The sequence below is a fragment of the Methylobacterium sp. FW102-HT35C08 genome (assembly GCF_058790235.1).
Window position 1 is genome coordinate 2828201 of the sequence record NZ_JBYTCL010000002.1, and the last position, 17216, is coordinate 2845416.

General features: G+C 66.7%; 14 protein-coding genes. 9 read left to right on the forward strand and 5 right to left on the reverse strand.

Going from position 1 to position 17216, the window contains the following annotated elements:
* Positions 1-67: 67 nt before the first annotated feature.
* Positions 68-2251, reverse strand: a complete 2184-nt coding sequence (locus AC3WSN_RS13560) for a heavy metal translocating P-type ATPase (RefSeq protein ID WP_055958976.1) — start codon at positions 2249-2251, stop codon at positions 68-70.
* A gap of 99 nt (positions 2252-2350) precedes the next feature.
* Here AC3WSN_RS13560 and AC3WSN_RS13565 point away from each other — a divergent pair, with 99 nt between their 5' ends.
* Positions 2351-2752 (forward strand): MerR family transcriptional regulator, encoded by a 402-nt coding sequence (locus tag AC3WSN_RS13565; protein WP_055958972.1) that lies wholly within the window; start codon positions 2351-2353, stop codon positions 2750-2752.
* A gap of 222 nt (positions 2753-2974) precedes the next feature.
* Here AC3WSN_RS13565 and AC3WSN_RS13570 read toward each other — a convergent pair whose 3' ends face one another.
* The 3 genes from AC3WSN_RS13570 to AC3WSN_RS13580 form a co-directional block, all read right to left on the reverse strand.
* Positions 2975-6220: an efflux RND transporter permease subunit gene (locus AC3WSN_RS13570; protein ID WP_055958969.1), complete on the reverse strand. Its 3246-nt coding sequence runs from the start codon at positions 6218-6220 to the stop codon at positions 2975-2977.
* A gap of 11 nt (positions 6221-6231) precedes the next feature.
* Complete coding sequence (locus AC3WSN_RS13575; RefSeq protein ID WP_055958966.1) at positions 6232-7539, reverse strand: efflux RND transporter periplasmic adaptor subunit; 1308 nt, start codon at positions 7537-7539, stop codon at positions 6232-6234.
* A 139-nt stretch (positions 7540-7678) separates the two neighbouring features.
* Positions 7679-8077 (reverse strand): hypothetical protein, encoded by a 399-nt coding sequence (locus AC3WSN_RS13580; RefSeq protein WP_243214755.1) that lies wholly within the window; start codon positions 8075-8077, stop codon positions 7679-7681.
* 388 nt (positions 8078-8465) lie between these two features.
* Between AC3WSN_RS13580 and AC3WSN_RS13585 the strand changes: the two genes are divergently transcribed.
* From AC3WSN_RS13585 to AC3WSN_RS13605, 5 genes are all read left to right on the forward strand, one after another.
* Complete coding sequence (locus tag AC3WSN_RS13585; protein ID WP_055958963.1) at positions 8466-8783, forward strand: type II toxin-antitoxin system MqsR family toxin; 318 nt, start codon at positions 8466-8468, stop codon at positions 8781-8783.
* A complete protein-coding gene (locus tag AC3WSN_RS13590; RefSeq protein ID WP_082473294.1) occupies positions 8780-9382 on the forward strand; it encodes a type II TA system antitoxin MqsA family protein in 603 nt (200 codons plus the stop codon). The genes AC3WSN_RS13585 and AC3WSN_RS13590 overlap by 4 nt, the downstream gene beginning before the upstream one ends.
* A complete protein-coding gene (locus tag AC3WSN_RS13595) occupies positions 9379-10044 on the forward strand; it encodes a hypothetical protein (RefSeq protein ID WP_056149076.1) in 666 nt (221 codons plus the stop codon). Before AC3WSN_RS13590 ends, AC3WSN_RS13595 begins: the two co-directional genes overlap by 4 nt.
* A 168-nt stretch (positions 10045-10212) precedes the next feature.
* Complete coding sequence (locus AC3WSN_RS13600; RefSeq protein ID WP_146180524.1) at positions 10213-10956, forward strand: hypothetical protein; 744 nt, start codon at positions 10213-10215, stop codon at positions 10954-10956.
* Positions 10957-11216: 260 nt separating this feature from the next.
* The gene (locus tag AC3WSN_RS13605) at positions 11217-11462 is read left to right on the forward strand and encodes an SDR family oxidoreductase (protein WP_055958954.1); all 246 of its coding nucleotides are present in this window, start codon (positions 11217-11219) and stop codon (positions 11460-11462) included.
* A gap of 229 nt (positions 11463-11691) precedes the next feature.
* Here AC3WSN_RS13605 and AC3WSN_RS13610 read toward each other — a convergent pair whose 3' ends face one another.
* Positions 11692-14298 (reverse strand): AAA family ATPase, encoded by a 2607-nt coding sequence (locus tag AC3WSN_RS13610; RefSeq protein ID WP_055958950.1) that lies wholly within the window; start codon positions 14296-14298, stop codon positions 11692-11694.
* 338 nt (positions 14299-14636) lie between these two features.
* Between AC3WSN_RS13610 and AC3WSN_RS13615 the strand changes: the two genes are divergently transcribed.
* From AC3WSN_RS13615 to AC3WSN_RS13625, 3 genes are all read left to right on the forward strand, one after another.
* Positions 14637-14792 carry a hypothetical protein gene (locus AC3WSN_RS13615; RefSeq protein WP_156375892.1) on the forward strand — a complete coding sequence of 52 codons (156 nt, stop codon included), beginning with the start codon at positions 14637-14639 and terminating at the stop codon, positions 14790-14792.
* Between the two features lie 369 nt (positions 14793-15161).
* Entirely contained in the window at positions 15162-15800 is a 639-nt protein-coding gene (locus AC3WSN_RS13620) for a 2,3-bisphosphoglycerate-dependent phosphoglycerate mutase (protein ID WP_055958948.1), read from the forward strand.
* Positions 15801-15982: 182 nt separating this feature from the next.
* Positions 15983-17044, forward strand: a complete 1062-nt coding sequence (locus AC3WSN_RS13625; protein WP_055958946.1) for a YeiH family protein — start codon at positions 15983-15985, stop codon at positions 17042-17044.
* The last annotated feature ends 172 nt before the right edge of the window (positions 17045-17216 follow it).

Genomic DNA, 17216 nt, shown 5'->3' on the forward strand with positions numbered 1-17216 from the left:
GCGTCGTGGTTTCCGGCCTCCGGTCACAACGATGGCACCGGCGCGTAGCCAGCACGAAACCGTCGTCTCAGGCCCGAAGCAGGCGAAGGGCGTTGGCCGTCACCAGGACGGTCGCCCCGGTATCCGCCAGAATGGCCGGCCATAGCCCGGTGATGCCGGCGAGTGTCGTCACCAGGAACACGCCCTTCAGCCCGAGGGAGATGGCCACGTTCTGATGGATGTTGCCGAGCGTCGCCCGGGAGAGCGCCACGAGCGCCGCCACGTCCGTCACCCGGTCGTTGAGGATGGCCGCATCGGCTGTCTCCAGCGCCGCATCGGTGCCGCCGCCCATCGCGATCCCGACGCTGGCGGAGGCGAGCGCGGGGGCATCGTTGATGCCGTCGCCGACCATCGCGACCGGCCCGACCTCCTTCAACGCGCCGATCTCGGCGAGCTTGTCGGCCGGCAGCAGGTCGGCCCGGACCGATAGTCCCAGGCCCTTGGCGATGGCCTCGCCGGTGCGCCGGTTGTCGCCGGTCAGCATCACGCATTCGACCCCGAGCCGGCGCAGGGCCGCGACGCCGGCGGCCGCATCCTGTCTGGGCTCGTCCCGGACCGCCACGACGCCGAGCGCCTCTCCGTCCCGAACCACGACGACGGCGGTCTTGCCCGCTTCCTCAAGGGCCCGCACCGTTGCTTCCGCTTCCGGCGAGAGGCTGGCCAGTGTCGCGGCGTGGCGCGGGGATGCCACCGCGACCGTGCGTCCCGCAACCGTGGCCTGGACGGCCTTGCCGGGAACCGCACGGGCATCGCGTACGGGGCGCAGGGGGATGGCGTCGGCCTCCGTACGTTCGAGGATCGCACGAGCGATGGGGTGGCTCGATCCGGCCTCCACCGTCGCCGCGAGCCCGAGCAGGGTGCGATCCGTCATGTCCGGGGCAAATCGGAGGACGTCGGTGACCCTTGGACGCCCTGCCGTGAGCGTCCCCGTCTTGTCGAACGCGACGGTACGCACCCGTCCGATGGTCTCCAGGGCGGCGCCGCCCTTCACCAGCAGTCCCCGCCGCGCTCCGGCGGCAAGACCCGAGGCGATGGCGGCCGGGGTCGAGAGCACGAGGGCGCAGGGGCAGGCGATGAGGAGCAACGCCAGTCCGCGATAGATCCAGGTGCCCCAGTCGGCGCCGAGCAGCAGCGGCGGGCCAAGCGTCGCCAGCGCGGCGACCGCGAAGGCGACCGGGGTGTAGACGGCGCTGAAGCGGTCGATGAACCGGGCGGTCGGCGACTTCGACGCCTGCGCCTCCTCCACCATGTGCAGGATGCGGGCGACGGTGTTGTCCGACGGCATCCGGGCGACCCTGACCTGCAGGGCCCCGTCCGCATTGACGCTGCCGGCATAGACGGCGTCCCCGACCTCCTTTGGCCGGGGCACCGATTCCCCCGTGATCGGGGACTCGTCGAGGCTCGACGTGCCGTCCGTGACCTCGCCGTCCGCAGGGACGCGGTCACCCGGGCGCACCAGCACGGTTTGGCCGATCACCAGGGAGGCGGCCGCCACCTCACGCACGGCGCCGTCCCCCTCGACCAGGCGCGCCGTCTTCGGCACCAGGCCCACGAGGGCCTTGATGCCGGCCCGGGACCGGCCGGCCGCAAAGCCTTCGAGCATCTCGCCAACGGTGAAGAGGAGGACCACCACCGCCGCTTCCTCGGCGGCATGGATGGCGAGCGCCCCGATGGTGGCGACCGACATCAGCATCTCGATGGAGAAGGGCGAGCCGTTGCGGGCGGCGGCGATGGCGCGGCGTCCGTAGAAGGCGAGACCCAGGAGCGCGCCGGGCCAGTAGGCGTATTCCCCGGCCAGCCCGGGCCGAACCGTCTGCAGGAGAAATCCGCTTGCGAACAGGACGGCGATGCCCAGCGCCAAAAGCCCCTTGCGGCTGCGCCAGGCGGGGGTCTCCGCCTCCTCCTCGACGATGGCCGGGGCCGCGATGCCCGTCGTCTGCGAGCGGGCGAGGTCGGCCGCGATCGGCAGGGACCCGACGCCATAGCCGAGCCCCGTGATCCGGTTCTCCAGGTCCGCCCTGGGCGTCGAGCCCTCGTCGAGCACGAGGTCGAGGACCTGGGCCGTGTAGTTCACGCGCACGTCGCGGACGCCGGGCAGGCGGGTTACCGCCGTTTCGATCTTGGTCGCGCAGCTCGGGCAATCCATGCCCTTCACGCGGTAGCGCAGCGCGGCGCCCGCGGGGACCGCTCCCGATGTTCCTAGCCCTGACATGGCAAGCTCCGTCGACCCGGGCCTCGCGCCGAAGGGTCTGAGGCCCTACATGCACCCTGTAGGAACTACAGGGTCAAGGCCATGGCGCACGCACCCCCCATGACCATCGGCGACCTGGCCGCGGCGACGAACACCCGCGTCGAGACGGTCCGGTGGTACGAGAAGGTGAAGCTCCTGCCGGCGCCGGAAAGGTCGGCGGGCAACTACCGTCTCTACGGTCCGGAGCACCTGCGCCGCCTGAGCTTCATCCGGCGGGGACGGGACCTCGGCTTCACGGTCGACCAGATCCGGGAGCTTCTCGCCATGGCCGACGACCGCGACCGGTCCTGCGCCGAGGTCGACACCATCGCCCGCGCCCACCTGGCGCAGGTCGAGCGCAAGCTGGCCGACCTGACCCGGTTGGCGCATGAGCTGCGTGACGTCATCGGTCAGTGCGGCTGCGGGTCCGTCGCCGACTGCCGCATCATTGAGGCTTTGTCTCCCCACGGGGATCCGTCCTGAGGATGGATCGGCCTCGTCGGCATCAGGTGGAAGTGCGTCCTCCCGCCGATGTTGCAGAGGCAGTACAGAAGGTAGACGCAGGCCGGGATGGCGATGAGGGCCAGGGCGAACGCCCGGCCGGCCGCGCGACGGACGTGGGGCCTGACGCGGCGTCGGCGACGTGAGCCGCCGCCGCCCCAGTCAGCGATGGTTCGGGCGACCTTCTTGCTCATGCCGACCCTCCTACTCGGCGGCGCGGAGATGCGGTTGGACCGGCATGGGCCGATCCTTCCTCTCGGGGGCGACCGCACCGGCGAACCTGGCATAGAGGGCCGGCAGGACGACGAGGGTCAGAAGGGTCGCCGAGATGAGGCCGCCGATGACTACCGTCGCCAGGGGGCGCTGGATCTCTGCCCCGGTCTCGGTCGCCAGCGCCATCGGTACGAACCCGAGAGATGCCACCAGCGCGGTCATCGCCACTGGACGGAGCCGGGTCATGGCGCCCTCCATGATGGCCTCGCGCCTTGGCCGTCCCTCGGCGATGAGCTGCTTGATGTAGGTCAGCATCACCAAGCCGTTGAGCACCGCCACCCCGGACAGGGCGATGAAGCCGACGGCCGCGGGCACCGAGAACGGCATGCCCCGCAGCCATAGGGCGGCGATGCCCCCGGTCAGCGCCAAAGGAACCGCGCTGAACACCAGGAGCGCGTCCCGGGCCGAGTTCAGGGCCGAGAACAGCAGCAGGAAGATCAGGAAGAAGCACACCGGGACGACCACCATCAGGCGCTGGCGGGCGGAAGCCAGGTTCTCGAATTGCCCGCCCCAGGTGACGTAGTAGCCGGCCGGAAGTGAGACCCCCGTGGCCACCTTGTCTTGCGCCTCGGCCACGAGCGAGCCGATGTCGCGGCCCCGGACGTTGGCGGTGACCACGACCCGGCGCCGGCCGTTCTCGCGCGAGATCTGGTTCGGGCCCTCCGTCACCGAGAAGCTCGCGACCTGCTTCAGGAGCACGGACGCGGCGCGCCCGTTCGGTCCGGGAGGCAACGGCACCGGGATGTTCTCCAGGGCCTCGCGGTCCTCGCGCACCTTGTCGTTGAGGCGCACGACGATGGGGAAGCGCCGGTCGCCCTCGAAGACGACGCCCGCCTCGCGGCCCCCGATGGCCGCCCCGATGACGTCCTGGATCGCGGACGTGCTCAGGCCCAGGCGGGCCGCCTCGGCCTTGTTGATCCCGATCTCCAGGAACGGCAGCCCAGCCGTCTGCTCGACCTTCACGTCGTCCGCGCCCTCGACCCCGCGCAGGATGCCGGCGATCTGGTTCGCGGCCGCGGTCATCGCGCCCAGATCATCGCCGAAGACCTTTACGGCGAGGTCGCCGCGGGTGCCGGCCAACAGCTCGTTGAAGCGAAGCTGGATGGGCTGGGAGAACTCGTAGACGTTGCCCGCGAGCGCCCCGAGGGCCTTCTCGATGCTCTCCTGCAACTCGGCCTTGGACAGGTCCGGGTCCGGCCATTCGGCTTGCGGCTTCAGGATGACGAAGGTGTCCGACGAGCTCGGCGGCATCGGGTCCGAGGCGACCTCGGCGGTGCCGGTCTTCGAGAAGACGTAGGCGACCTGGGGGAACCGGCCGATGGCCTGCTCGACCTTCAATTGCATCGCCTGCGATTGCGACAGGGACGTCGACGGGATGCGCTGGGCGTTCAACGCGATGCTCTTCTCGTCGAGCTGCGGGATGAACTCCTGCCCCAGACCCCTGAACAGGACGCCGGCTCCGACGAGCAGCACCAGGGCGACCGCGACGAAAAGCATGGGCACGCGCAGGGCGGCCCCGAGGACCGGGCGGTAGGCGGCCTTGATCGCCCGGACGAAGAAGTTGTCGGTCTCGGTGACCTTGCCGGTGATGACGATGGAGATCATCGCCGGGACGAAGGTGAGCGACAGGACGAAGGCCGCGACCAGGGCGATGATGACGGTAAGCGCCATCGGCTCGAACATCTTGCCCTCGACCCCGGTGAAGGTGAGGAGCGGCACGTAGACGAGGATGATGATGGCCTGCCCGTAGAGGGAGGGCTTGATCATCTCCTCGGCCGAGGCCCGCACGGTGGCGAGGCGCTCCTCCAAGTCGAGCTTTCGCCCGAGTTCCCCTTGGCGTTCGGCGAGGTGGCGAAGGGCGTTCTCGGTGATGATGACTGCCCCGTCGACGATAAGGCCGAAATCGAGGGCCCCGAGGCTCATCAGGTTGGCGCTGATGCGCCCCTGGACCATGCCCGTCATGGTCATCAGCATCGCCACCGGGATGACTAGGGCCGTGACGATGGCCGCGCGGATGTTGCCGAGCAGCAGGAACAGGATGACCACGACGAGGGCGGCGCCCTCGGCCAGGTTCTTGGCGACCGTTCGGATGGTGGCCTCGACCAGGACCGTGCGATTGAGGACCGTCTGGACCTCGACGCCGGGCGGGAGCGTGCGCCGGATGCCGGTCATGCGCGCGTCGACCGCGGCGGCGACGGTGCGGCTGTTCTCGCCGATGAGCATCAGGGCGGTGCCGATGACGACCTCCTGCCCGTCCTCGCTGCCCGACCCGGTGCGCAGATCGCGCCCGATCCGCACCTCGGCGACGTCGGAGATGCGGACCGGCACGCCGCCGCGTGTGGTCACGACGACCGACCCGATGTCCTCCATGCTCTCCAAGCGGCCGGCGGCGCGCACGACGTAGCCCTCGCCGTTGTCCTCCAGGTAGCGCGCGCCCTGGTTGGCGTTGTTGGCCTCCAGCGCCCTGCCGATGTCGGCGAAGGACAGGTCGAGGGCCGTCAGCCTCATCGGGTCGGGCTGGACGTGGTACTGCTTCTCGAAGCCGCCGATGCCGTCGACGCCGGCCACACCTGGGACGGTCCTCACCTGTGGGCGAATGATCCAGTCCTGGACCGTGCGCAGGTAGGCCGTGCGTTCGAGCTCCGTCGAGAGCCTGTGGCTCTCGGGTGTGAGGTAGCTGCCGTCCGGCTGCCAACCGGGTTTACCGGGCTTCGAGACCTTGCGCTCGGCAGGTTTCGCGTAGTGCACCGACCACATGTAGATCTCGCCCAGGCCCGTCGAGATCGGCCCCATGCGCGGCTCGACCCCGGACGGCATCGCCGCCTCGGCCTCCTGAAGGCGCTCGGCGACCTGCTGGCGGGCGAAATAGATGTTCGTCGCCTCGGAGAAGACGGCGGTGACCTGGGAGAACCCGTTCCGGGATAGCGAGCGGGTGTATTCCAGGCCCTTGATGCCTGCGAGCGCGGTCTCGACCTGGTACGTGATGATGCGCTCGATGTCGTTCGGCGAGAGCGAGGGCGCCGTGGTGTTGATCTGCACCTGGTTGTTGGTGATGTCCGGCACCGCGTCGATGGGAAGCTTCGTCAGTGAGAACACGCCGAACCCGGCCGCGAGCAGCGACAGGAGCACCACGAGCCAACGCTGGCGGACGGAGAAGTCGAGGATCTTCGAGATCATGGCGGCCGCCCTCAGTGGTCGTGGTCGGCTTCGGCCTTGCCGAGCTCGGCCTTCAGGACGAAGGAGTTGGCCACCGCGACCTCGTCGCCGGGCTCCAGGCCGGCGACGACCTCGTAGGCATCGTCGTCCGCCTTGCCGAGGGTCACCTCCCGCTTCGAGAAGCCCTCCTCGGTCCGCACGAACACCACCTTCTCGCCACCGATGGTCTGGATGGCGGACTTCGGCAGCCGCACAACGACCTTGTCCTGGGCGATCTCGATCTCGGTCGTGACGAAGGTGCCCGGGCGCCAGGACATGTCCTTGTTCGGCAGGGCGACGATGACCCGGGCCGAGCGCGTCTCCGGGTTGAGGATCGGGCTGACGAAGACGACCTTGCCCTCGGGGCGGGGAGCGTCCTCGCTCCCGACGATAGTCACCCTGGCGCCCTCGCGGACCTTGGACAGCTCGGTGGTGGGGACGGGGAGCTCGATCCAGAGGGAGGAGAGGTCGGCCACGGTATAGACGTCGGCCGGGTCCCCCTCGCTGCCGACCTTCGTTCCGACGTCGACCTTGCGCTCCACGATCCGCCCTGCGAGGGGGGACCTGAGCTCGAAGCGGCGAAGCGACGACAAGTTCGGAGTGGTTTCGTCCTTCTTGGCCGCGGCGGCGACCTCGGTCGCGTTCAGCCCGAGGGCCGATAGCTTCTGGCGGGAGAGATCGACCCGCAGGCCCGCCTCGGAGTAGGCGGCCTTCGCGTTGAGGAAGGCCGATTCCGCCGAGATCCTCTTGTCCCAGAGGGCCTGCTGCCGGTCGAAGTTGGTCTTTTCCAGATCCGCCTTGACCGTCGCGGTGAGGAAGTCGCTCTTGGCATCCGCGACCTCGCGGCTGTCCAGGACGGCGACGATCTCGCCCTTGGCGACGTCTTCGCCGAGACGCTTGCGCATCTCCGCCACTGTCCCGGCGACCCGCGCAGGCACCCGGGCGATCCGGTCGGCGTCCTGGGTGATGGTGCCGGGCACCAGGAGATGGCGCGAGAGGATGCCGCCCTCGACATGCGCCAGCTTGATGTCCTGCTCGGCGGCCTGCTCGGCCGTCATCTTGATCTTGCCCTCGCTTGCCTCGTCGTGGCCGTGCGCCTCGCCCTCGGCGTGTTTGTGGTCGCCGTCGACCTTGGTGGCCTGCGCCCCGGTCACGGCCGCGTTGGTCGCCGGAGTCTTGGCCGCGGTGGAGGACAGGCCGGCGGCGGCCAGCGCGCCCCGCACGGTCTCGGACACGCGGGGGACGGCACCGCCGATGGCGACGCCTATGGCCAGGAGGGCCACGGATATGATTGCACGCATGGAAGGGAGGCCGTTCGCATAGGACCGCGGTCACCGCCTGGGGCTGGGTCGACGGTCCGGATCAAGTCAAGCTCGCTCAAGGAGCCGGCATCCGCTGGGATGTCCGGTCTGCATCCGCCACAGCCGTGGCGGTGCCGCCTCAGGCGCGAGGGGGCCTTGGAAGGCGACCGGCGGAGATCGAGGCTACGGTGACGTCGGCCGTGGCATAGGACGGGCGTCCGGCGGTGGCGATCGGAATCCCGGGTGACGCCTCGATGCAAATGGCCAGATGGCAGCCGCAGGTCGCATGGCAGGCCGGGCACCCGTCGGGCTGGTCCGGCGCACCCTTATGCGAGGACGTGGCGAACGCGGGCGCGTGATCAGGAAGGCGATGGGCGTCGGCGGAGGAAATCGCACAGGGCGCCATGAGCGCCAGGAGGAGGACGAACGACAGCAGGCGGACGGCGGTCGCCCACCAGCCGCGCGACGCCTCGTAGGCCCTGATCGGGAATCCCGCGCTCATGACTGCCTTATGGACGATCCGGAGGCGCTCGTACATGCCGGACGGGCGTCCCAGGACGCCTATCCGAATGCCGACATGCTCGGGGGTGCGTCCGCGGAGACGTCGCCCCCCTCTGCGACTTGGGTCGCCGTAGCGTCGCGATTCCCGCCCGCCCGAGCAGGTCGGCGAGGAGCGGGACCGGGCATCGGACATGCTGCGCACCTAGTTTTGGAACCGGTCCTGGCGATCGTCCGACAAGCCAAAGATGGAGCTGGGTTAGGCACGGGCGGCCCCTTCCACGAAGGGACGGAACCGCGCACCGGCCCATGCGTAAAACGCTCCAGGCCACGCTTACCGAGGATCAACCAAGGGAGCCGGGCCGCCAGCCTCAGCAGAATGCCGCGGTTGAAGTTCGGGTAGCATGGTGCTACCTCTTGGAGGCTGGATGGCGCCGCACAATCCCCTGGCAAAGGTCCGCGCGCTCGCCGCCGACGAGGAGGCCTGTTCGTTCTTTTCTCCCGTCCTCGAAGAGCTCAGGACCCGTAAGCTCGACACTGACGACCTGCGGGCGATCATCCAGACGGAATTGGGCGAGGCGCACTTCAGCAAGTCCGAGCCGACGCGAAGACACCACCCGACCACCGTGTCGGACTACTACTCGATCTGGGTCGACGACTGCGCCGACTGGATGTTCCTGAAGCTGCTGGTCACCGGCGCTGACGTCCTGGTCGTCACCTCATTCAAGAAGGATATCGATCGATGACGATGGAGGCCTGCCAAGCCTGCGAGGCGATCGCGGTCTGCGAGCGCGTCGAGCCCTTCGTGGTCGAACGGTCGGGGAAGAGCCTCGCCATCCAGGACCGTCGCATGGTCTGCGCCGAATGCGGGAACGTCAGCTATCAGGGCTCTCAGATCTCTGAGCACGAGCTCGCCGTCGCCAACGCCGTGCGAGAGATGGACGGGCTCCTGTCCGCCGCCGAGCTCAACGCCATCCGCCTCAAGTACAAGCTCCGCCAGGCCGACATGGAACAGATCCTCTCCACCGGCCCGAAGACCTGGACCCGCTGGGAGCGCGGCAAGGTTCCTCAGAGCAAGGTCGCCGACCGCTACATCCGCGCCCTAGCCCGGGACCCCTACCTCGCCCGCCGCGAGATGCTTGCGGCCGGGGTCGTAAACCCGGAGGCCGAGGGCGTCTTCGCCCAGATCGAGCTTGACGATCGCAAGCGCGCCCACGCCGTCATGCGCGACGCCCTCGGGCGGCGCACCGAGATCGACCACGAGCGCTTCGCCGCCCTCGCTGCCGACGCGGCCTTCGACGCCTTCCACGGTAACCACGCGAACCCGGAAGCCGTCGCCGCATGAGCGAGAAGCCTCCCATGGGCGTGCTCCACCACCTTCCGCCGAGGAAACCCCTCGCGGATATGGAGGATTTCCGGCGCGACGTGGGAGAGACCATCGCGGCACAGTTCCGGGAGCAGAACGAGATCCTCCGCGCCGAGCGCGGTGAGCATCTAGCGCGTGTCCGGGAACAGGATGAGCGCCTCCAGCGGCAAGGCGAGCTCATTGAGCGGCTCACCCGCGGCGTCGAGCTCCTCGTCACCGAGATGCACGGCGTCCGGACCGGCAAGGCGGAGGAGGCCTTCGCCCGCGTCGGCGGCGAGGGCGCCGCCCCGGACCTGCCCACCGTCTCCGCGGAGTCCGCAGTGGTCTACATCTGTACCGCGGGCAGTATCGGCCGGAAGCTCGACTTCCGCGCCAGCGAGATCGGTACCCTGCTCGGCGCCAAGGGCCTGCGCTGGGCGGGCAACGGCGCCTACCAGGAACTCGGACGCGAGGTCGGCCCGAACCATACCAAGTTCTGGCACCGCGACGTCCCCGCCCGGCTCCGGCGCGTCCTGGACGAGAACAACCCAGCCCGCCACGGCATCACCGATCGCAGTGTCCTCGCGATCTTCCGCAAGTGGAGCGCCCGCCGGACCGGCGGCCCAGACCTCCTCGACAGCATCGAGGCGCTCAAGGCCTGAGCCCGGGCATCAGTTTCGGTGTGCCGCGGCGATTTGCTGTAACCTTGGTAACGGGGTTTTGATGAAAGCGCATCTAAGAAGCTATAAGCGTTGTCACGCGATCTATATCATCGGATTGTATTGTACTTGTATATATCAATCACGAACTAATTATCACGCATTCTCTACGTGAACCTCTCAACGAGAGATAATAATGGCATGATAGGTATCGGAGGCACGGAATTCTACAAAATATTTCACGAGGAAATAGAAAAACCTCGAATATTTGCTGATATAAATCAGCTTGCGCCGTCCGACATCGAACTCAGAATTCGCGCAATCTTCACTGCGCATAATTTTGATTTGGATGCTGTCGGCTTCGTACAAGCCTGTATGTATCAGCGAGAACAGAAGCTACCTTTCATAAAAATTGGACCCAAGCGACTTACTGAAGATGTTGACCTACTCGTTAAGGCCGTCGCATTCGGAATAGTTGACTGTCAAGAAATATCAACTGATCTCAGATTTAGTCTGTCAAGACCAGAGTCAAATCTATATGTAAACGGATTTCCTGCATGTTGCTTGAGAGATATAAATCGGATGCACGATGATGATCAAGATATGGATCACTTAGAATTCACGCGATTACATGGGGCTGCCGTGCTTGATCAAATCCAGCCTGTCATTCGTGATTTAAAAACATATTGGGGGAAAGAACCTCTCAATAAAAGCGTTCTGAAAAAGAGTTTGTTCTTACCAATAAAAGATCAAACAATTTCAGATATTCTCGAAACTGTCCCCGGTGAAATCATGCGAAGTTCACTCAGAGGACAAATTGAAAGGGCAGCATATGTAAGACATGAAAGATTGAGACTGCTTAGGAGCCCCCGATTACCTTCGATAGACGATGAAAAGGCGATTTTTGATATTTGAAAAATTGCCTTTTACACTGATCAGTGCAAACTACAAACGGCCGGAAGTGAACAGAAGCCGGGGCTGGCTCAATAGCCGGGAAGTCAGCCGACGACGCTGGTTCCCATCGCGTCGGGAGCCTTCAGGTCACACGACTGCATCCCGTGGGGCGATCACGTTAATTGCGCGGCCTCGAAGGGCGGCACGACGACGCTGATGTGCACCCTCGCCCAGGAATTCGCCCCGCGCGGGGTGCGCGTGAACGCCATCGACCCGGCGCCGTGAGGACCGGCATTAACGCGGGCGAGATGCAGGGTAAAAATCTCCGCAGTGCGGTGTCGCAGATCCCGTATGGTCGCATCGGACGGGTCGAGGACATCGCCGCGGCCATCGCGCTCCTGGCCTGCGACCTGTCCGACTACATCGTCGGCGACACCCTTCTCGTCGATGGTGGGATGACCACTCCTGGCACGATGCCTATCGGCGGTAGGCCGGGGCCCGCACCTCCAAATCCGATTGATAGGTGAAAACCGTTAAGGCGCATCAGGGCTCGTCGCAGCCTGCGATGTTCCGGTCGGCATCCCGCTCGAAGGTCGAGGTGGTCAGCGCGTCGGGGATCCGCTCGGCGATCATTAGAAAGGGGCCTTGCATGGTGTTGGGGGCGAGCAGGGCCAGGCTGCCGCGGCGGAGGGCGCCGTCGCTCTCAACCAGGTGGCCGCGGCACCTACTGCGGCAGGCGACGATGACAGAAGGCCGTCAAACGCCCTTTTGCTGCTCACGAAGCTGGTCCACCCAGGCCCTCAGGTCCCCGACGGCCTTGAGCAGTTCGTCTGGGCGCAGGGGAGCAGCGTTCCGCCCGGGAGATGGATCGTGGGCTTCCGTCTGATCGCAGCACCGTTTGAAGCCGGCGGCGAAATCCTCGACGTTGGCAACGGTCAGGCTCGCCACCTTTCTCAGGTCCTTGGTGCTGATGTAGTCGCGGTGCCTTTGGATGACACAGTTGAAGGCCACCTCCTCAAGGGCCCGTTCCCACGTACTTCGTAACCTGCTGAAGAAGTGGGAGGCCGCAGCCCCGTACTCATCATCCCGATTGTCGTCGTAGAGGACCTTGGCCGCCCGCGCGTCCTTCTCAAGAGCGTCGAGGCGCTCCCGGACCTTAGCCCCGATCCAGGGCAGTCCCTGGTTCACGACGCCCGCGCCGACAGAGGTGTGGGTGAGCGAGATCAGGGAGACCGGGATCCTGCCGTCGATTGACAGCGCATGCAGGTCGTTCAGGAAGACGAGGTCATGCGTGAAGACGATAATCTGCCGGACGCCCCCTTCCTCGACCAGCCGCTCGGCGACCTTGCGCCGCCACCGATGGTCCAGCGAGGAGACCGGATCGTCGAAGACCAGCGTCGATCCATGAGCCGCGGTAGCGAGCTCGGTCAGGAAGGCGGCCAGGGCCACGCAGGTCTGCTCGCCCTCGCTCAGGATCTCGCCGACCTTCGCCCTCTCGTTGGCGAACAGCCGGACCTGGTACTGCGGGGAGCCGTACCTGCCGCCCGAACGGACGATGTCGACCCTCACCCTGTGGGCGGCCAGCTTCTGGATCTCTTCCTGAAAGCGATCGCGGACCTTCGGCGTGATGACCTTGTCGGCGATCGTGTTGCCGAGCGTCGTGATGGCATTCGTCGCCATCTCGGACAGGCAGTCCTTCAAACCCGCCAGCTCGCTCAGCCGTGCCACCTCGATCCTCGCCTTCGGCAGCAGTGCCTCCAAGAGTGCGCGGTCACGCAACTCGTCCCGTTCCGCAACCAGCCGTACCCGACCGGCGGGATCGACCGCCGTCAGAAGCTCCTTGGCATAGGCCTGCGTATCATCCGCAAGAGTCGTTAGCGTGCCGATGATGCCGGCCGCAACCACGGGCATTGGACCCGCGCCGCGGTCGGCGAGTGCCCGCGTGCAGATCCATCGCCGAAGCCGGACGGTCGCCAGCCCGCGCAGGATCGCGGCGGCGACATCCGGATGGGTCACCGACAGCTGGCGGCGCAGCGGAAACCCGGACATCCGCAGCGACAGACCCGACAGCTTCCCCAGGGCCTCCTCGTAGGCCACCTCGGCCTTCCGCGCCTCGCGCTCGCTGTCGGCCTTCACGAACTCCTCAAAGGTCAGCTTCAGATCCCCGGTCCCTTCGGAGATCGGCTGGTGGCAGAGCACGCAGACCGCTTCCGCGTCCGTCCGCGGGAAGTCGTGCCCCTCGTAGGCGACATGCTCCGAGTAATGCCGCGCCGCGTCCCATAGGGCTCGCCAGGTCGCCTCCCCGACCCCCTTCAGGGCGCTTCCGCCGAAGGCGCGTTCGGCCGCGAGCGAGGCGGCGGAGCGTTTGGAGCGGGCGGTCCCGGCGAGCGCCGCAAGCTGCGTGAGCTCCGCATCCGACACCGCCCCGAAGACCCTATCAAGCTCCTCGGAGAGGCGGCGTACGGCCCGGGCCAGCTCGCGCTGCTCCCCCGAGGCCCGGACCGGGTCGCGGGCCAGGTCCTCCTCAAGCCGGCGAAGCCTTGCGCGCTCCTCCGCTGACAGGTTCGACAGCTTCTCCAGGGGTCCGAGGTCGGTACCCGGAGCGAGCGCGCCGAGAAGCCGCCCGACCCGGGTCCCAGACCCGAACGCGGGTTCCGTGAACGCCGAATCCCGCGCCTGCTCAAGCGCCCCCTGTTCCGCCGTCAGCGCCGTGCGGATCGCTTGGCAGACGCCGGCGAGCTCATCGGGGATGTCGAGCCCGAACGGACGGAACGCGACCTCGTTCCTCTCGCGCACATGGACCATTCCGCATTCGCGGTCGAAGACGCTGACGCTGGAAAGGAGGGCGTGGGGAGAGCCCGCGTCGGTCCAGGCCAGCGGCGCGATCGGATCGCCCGATACGACGCATCCGATCGTGGCGGATCCCGCATCGGCACCGCCGCCGAAGGCGTTCGGCAGGATCTCGCCGGGGGAACGCGCGCGGCACGCCCGCTTCAGGATGCGGGCGTACCCGGATTTCCCCACCCCGTTGTCGCCGTAGACGATCGTGATCCCATCGGGTTGAAACTGGAGTTCCTGGCCGGGAGCCAGCCGATTGACACCCATGACGTCCCTGATCGAGGTTAGCGCCACCTTCTCGCTAGTGGTGGCCATGGACGGAACATGCTCGACGCCAAAGGGCGACGGGGTCACCTCGATCCCTGGGAAGCCGCATCCCCTCTTACAGAGTAGCGCAAGCTCGCGGTGATCGTCGGCGTCGAGGGTGCGCTTTGCCACGATGCGACGCAGAGCGTCCCGCTGCCAGTCAGGCTTATTCCTCGACCATTGTAGGATGATCTCGAAGACCGAACCCGTCGCCGCCATCGAGACCCATTCCCCCGCATGGGTTCGAGCTTAGCAGCAGGCCACGGATCTGTAAGGGGCGCCGACGTCGTCGCGGGCTCCGCCCCGTTAGTCCTCGGGTCGCCGCCTATAGGCCTTGTCCACTTTGTTGAAGAAGTTCACGTGGCTCAAGCGCATGTCCATCTTCCTGCGCGGCGTTAGAGCGTCAAAGGGCTTCTTTTAGAGCGTCACGCTACCCACACTTCGTCGATCAGGTCGCCCGCGCCCAAGCCGCCCAGGTCATCTCAGCCACCCGCCGCCTCCTCGGCATCCGCAACGACCGCATCATCAAGAGCTACGACGCGTCCCGGGGCGCGGCGATGGCCGACCGGACCCGCGACGACGCGGCCCAGCAACTCGCCGTCGCTCATGCCGGCACGATGGACGCCTTCTGCGAGCGGGTGAAGAAGGTCGTTCCCTCGGCCAAGCCGTGCCGCCTCAGCTACCGCGAGGGGATAAAGGATTCCCACGGCTAGACCGAGTTGAGGGCCGGGCACCTAGTACTGCTGTGTCACAAAATTTTCTATGTTCCTGATATTGCTCACTCTTTCTCGGCGCGGCAGCGAGAGAAAAACGCAGGTTCTGCAGTCTGTTATGGGCTTCGTGACACAGTCGTACTAGTGGTCGGAACCTGACGCTTGGTACTCATCCGTGAACGTCCGAGAAGGGTGGCAAGCAGCTTGGCTGCTTTCAGTCGCAAGACGTTCTAAAGCGGACCAAGGATGAATCACCGTCTCCGGACGGTCGGTCCAACTCATCTCAGGGTCGAATTTTGTTAAAGCCGGATGCCGACTTCATCAGAGGCGATGCCACCGGCGCGAAAGTGCTCTGCCTCGGGAGACAGCGTGATTCACGATTGCAAAGCCCCGGTCACGCGACGTCTCGTGCTGGTCCGGCATGGCCAGAGCGTAGCCAACCGATCCGGCCTGTTCACGGGATTGCTGGACTCGCCCTTGACCGAGCAGGGCCGGATGGAAGCCGAGGCAGCCGGCCGGCGTTTGGCCGAGCGCCGCTGGCGCTTTTCTGTTGCCTTCACCTCGACGCTGACGCGGGCCGTCGTGAGCGGCCGGCTTATCCTCGATGCGCTCGGGCAACCCGGATTAATCCCCCAACGCTTCGCCGCGCTCGACGAGCGAGACTACGGCGACCTCAGCGGGCTCGACAAGACCACCGCCGATGCGCGCTGGGGGGCGGTGCGGATTGAGACCTGGCGCCGCTCCTACGCTGATGCGCCGCCGAATGGTGAGAGCCTGCGCGACACTGTCGCGCGCATCGTGCCCTGCTACCTCCGATCCATCCTACCGGCGGTCATGGGCGGGGACGTGCTGGTCGTCGCCCACGGTAATTGCCTGCGGGCGCTTGTGATGGCGCTCGAAGACCTCAACCCGGCGGAGGTCGAGCACCTCGAACTCGCGACGGGCTCCGTCAGGATCTATGAGTTTGCCGCGGACACGACGATCAAGGCACGCTGGATTGACGGGTGAATGCGCTTGTCGGCCCCCCAGAATGGATCTCCGCAAGCCGCGAAGGGGCCCCTTTTCATCTATTCCGTTGATGGGAAACATCTGATCATTCCGTTGGAGTGAATGAAAGGGACATGGGATTCTCTGGCATCACATCGGAGCCATCCATGTCCATGCCCAGACTTTTCTCCCACCCTCGATCGATGGGCGCCTTGGCCGGCACGAAAGCCATCCTTCCGGGACTGGGCCTCTGCGTGGCGGTCACCGCCGCAGCGGTCGGCTTCGAGGCCGTCGAGGCGCATCTGTTCGGTCGCGCCTGGCTCGAAGCCCTGGTGCTGGCGATCCTGCTCGGCAGCGCGATCCGCACGGCCTGGACCCCGTCGCAACGTTTCTTTCCCGGCATCGCCTTCGGGGCCAAGACCGTACTGGAGATCGCGGTTGTTCTTCTCGGGGCCTCGCTCAGCCTCGCGACGATCTTGGCGGCCGGTCCGGGTCTGCTCTTCGGCATCGCGGGCGTCGTCACGGTGGCGATCCTGTCGAGTTACGGCATCGGTCGGGCGCTCGGGCTGCACCCGCGCATGGCGATCCTCGTCGCCTGCGGTAACTCGATCTGCGGCAACTCGGCCATCGCCGCCACGGCGCCGGTGATTGGTGCCGACGGCGAGGACGTCGCCGCCTCCATCGCCTTCACCGCGGTTCTAGGCGTGCTGGTGGTGCTCGGGCTGCCGCTACTGGTGCCCCTGCTCGGTCTCTCGCCGATGCAGTACGGGGTGCTCGCCGGCCTCACCGTCTACGCTGTTCCGCAGGTTCTCGCCGCCACCGCGCCGGTCGCGGCACTCAGCGTCCAGGTCGGAACCCTGGTGAAGCTCGTCCGGGTGCTGATGCTCGGCCCGGTCGTCCTGGTGCTCTCGCTCGGCGCGAGCCGGCTGGGCGAGAAGACCGACGAGGCCGCCCCCGGCGTCACAGCCGGCGACCGCCCGGCCCGCGCCAGCCTCGCGATCCACCGCCTGGTGCCGTGGTTCATCCTCGCATTCCTCGCGCTCGCGGGACTTCGCTCGGCCGGGCTGATCCCGCAGGTCGCGCTCGCGCCGATGTCGGAGACCGCCAACGTGCTGACCGTGGTCTCGATGGCGGCGCTCGGCCTCGGGGTCGACGTGCGCAGCGTCGCCAAGGCCGGGGCGCGGGTGACGCTGGCGGTAGTCGCCTCGCTCCTCGCGCTCGGCGCCGTCAGCCTCGGCCTGATCCACGTGCTGGGCCTTGTCTGATCCGGGTGTGGATCCGGCTCCACCACCGATCCAGGTTTTCATCCGGCGCGATGCCCCGAAGAAATCCGGATTAAGCGGGAGATTGAAAATTCTCGAATCATCGCACCGGGAGATCGTTCGCATCGCGAAAGACCGTTGGAGGGAATAAATCGCTTTCCGTAGCATCTCCCTT

Coding starts and splice junctions, on each gene's coding strand:
- AC3WSN_RS13590 (WP_082473294.1), top strand. CDS start 8,780: ATGACGATGGAGGCCTGCCAAGCCTGCGAGGCGATCGCGGTCTGCGAG.
- AC3WSN_RS13565 (WP_055958972.1), top strand. CDS start 2,351: ATGACCATCGGCGACCTGGCCGCGGCGACGAACACCCGCGTCGAGACG.
- AC3WSN_RS13585 (WP_055958963.1), top strand. CDS start 8,466: ATGGCGCCGCACAATCCCCTGGCAAAGGTCCGCGCGCTCGCCGCCGAC.
- AC3WSN_RS13610 (WP_055958950.1), bottom strand. CDS start 14,298: ATGGCGGCGACGGGTTCGGTCTTCGAGATCATCCTACAATGGTCGAGG.
- AC3WSN_RS13625 (WP_055958946.1), top strand. CDS start 15,983: ATGGGCGCCTTGGCCGGCACGAAAGCCATCCTTCCGGGACTGGGCCTC.
- AC3WSN_RS13560 (WP_055958976.1), bottom strand. CDS start 2,251: ATGTCAGGGCTAGGAACATCGGGAGCGGTCCCCGCGGGCGCCGCGCTG.
- AC3WSN_RS13580 (WP_243214755.1), bottom strand. CDS start 8,077: ATGTACGAGCGCCTCCGGATCGTCCATAAGGCAGTCATGAGCGCGGGA.
- AC3WSN_RS13615 (WP_156375892.1), top strand. CDS start 14,637: ATGGCCGACCGGACCCGCGACGACGCGGCCCAGCAACTCGCCGTCGCT.
- AC3WSN_RS13570 (WP_055958969.1), bottom strand. CDS start 6,220: ATGATCTCGAAGATCCTCGACTTCTCCGTCCGCCAGCGTTGGCTCGTG.
- AC3WSN_RS13595 (WP_056149076.1), top strand. CDS start 9,379: ATGAGCGAGAAGCCTCCCATGGGCGTGCTCCACCACCTTCCGCCGAGG.
- AC3WSN_RS13575 (WP_055958966.1), bottom strand. CDS start 7,539: ATGCGTGCAATCATATCCGTGGCCCTCCTGGCCATAGGCGTCGCCATC.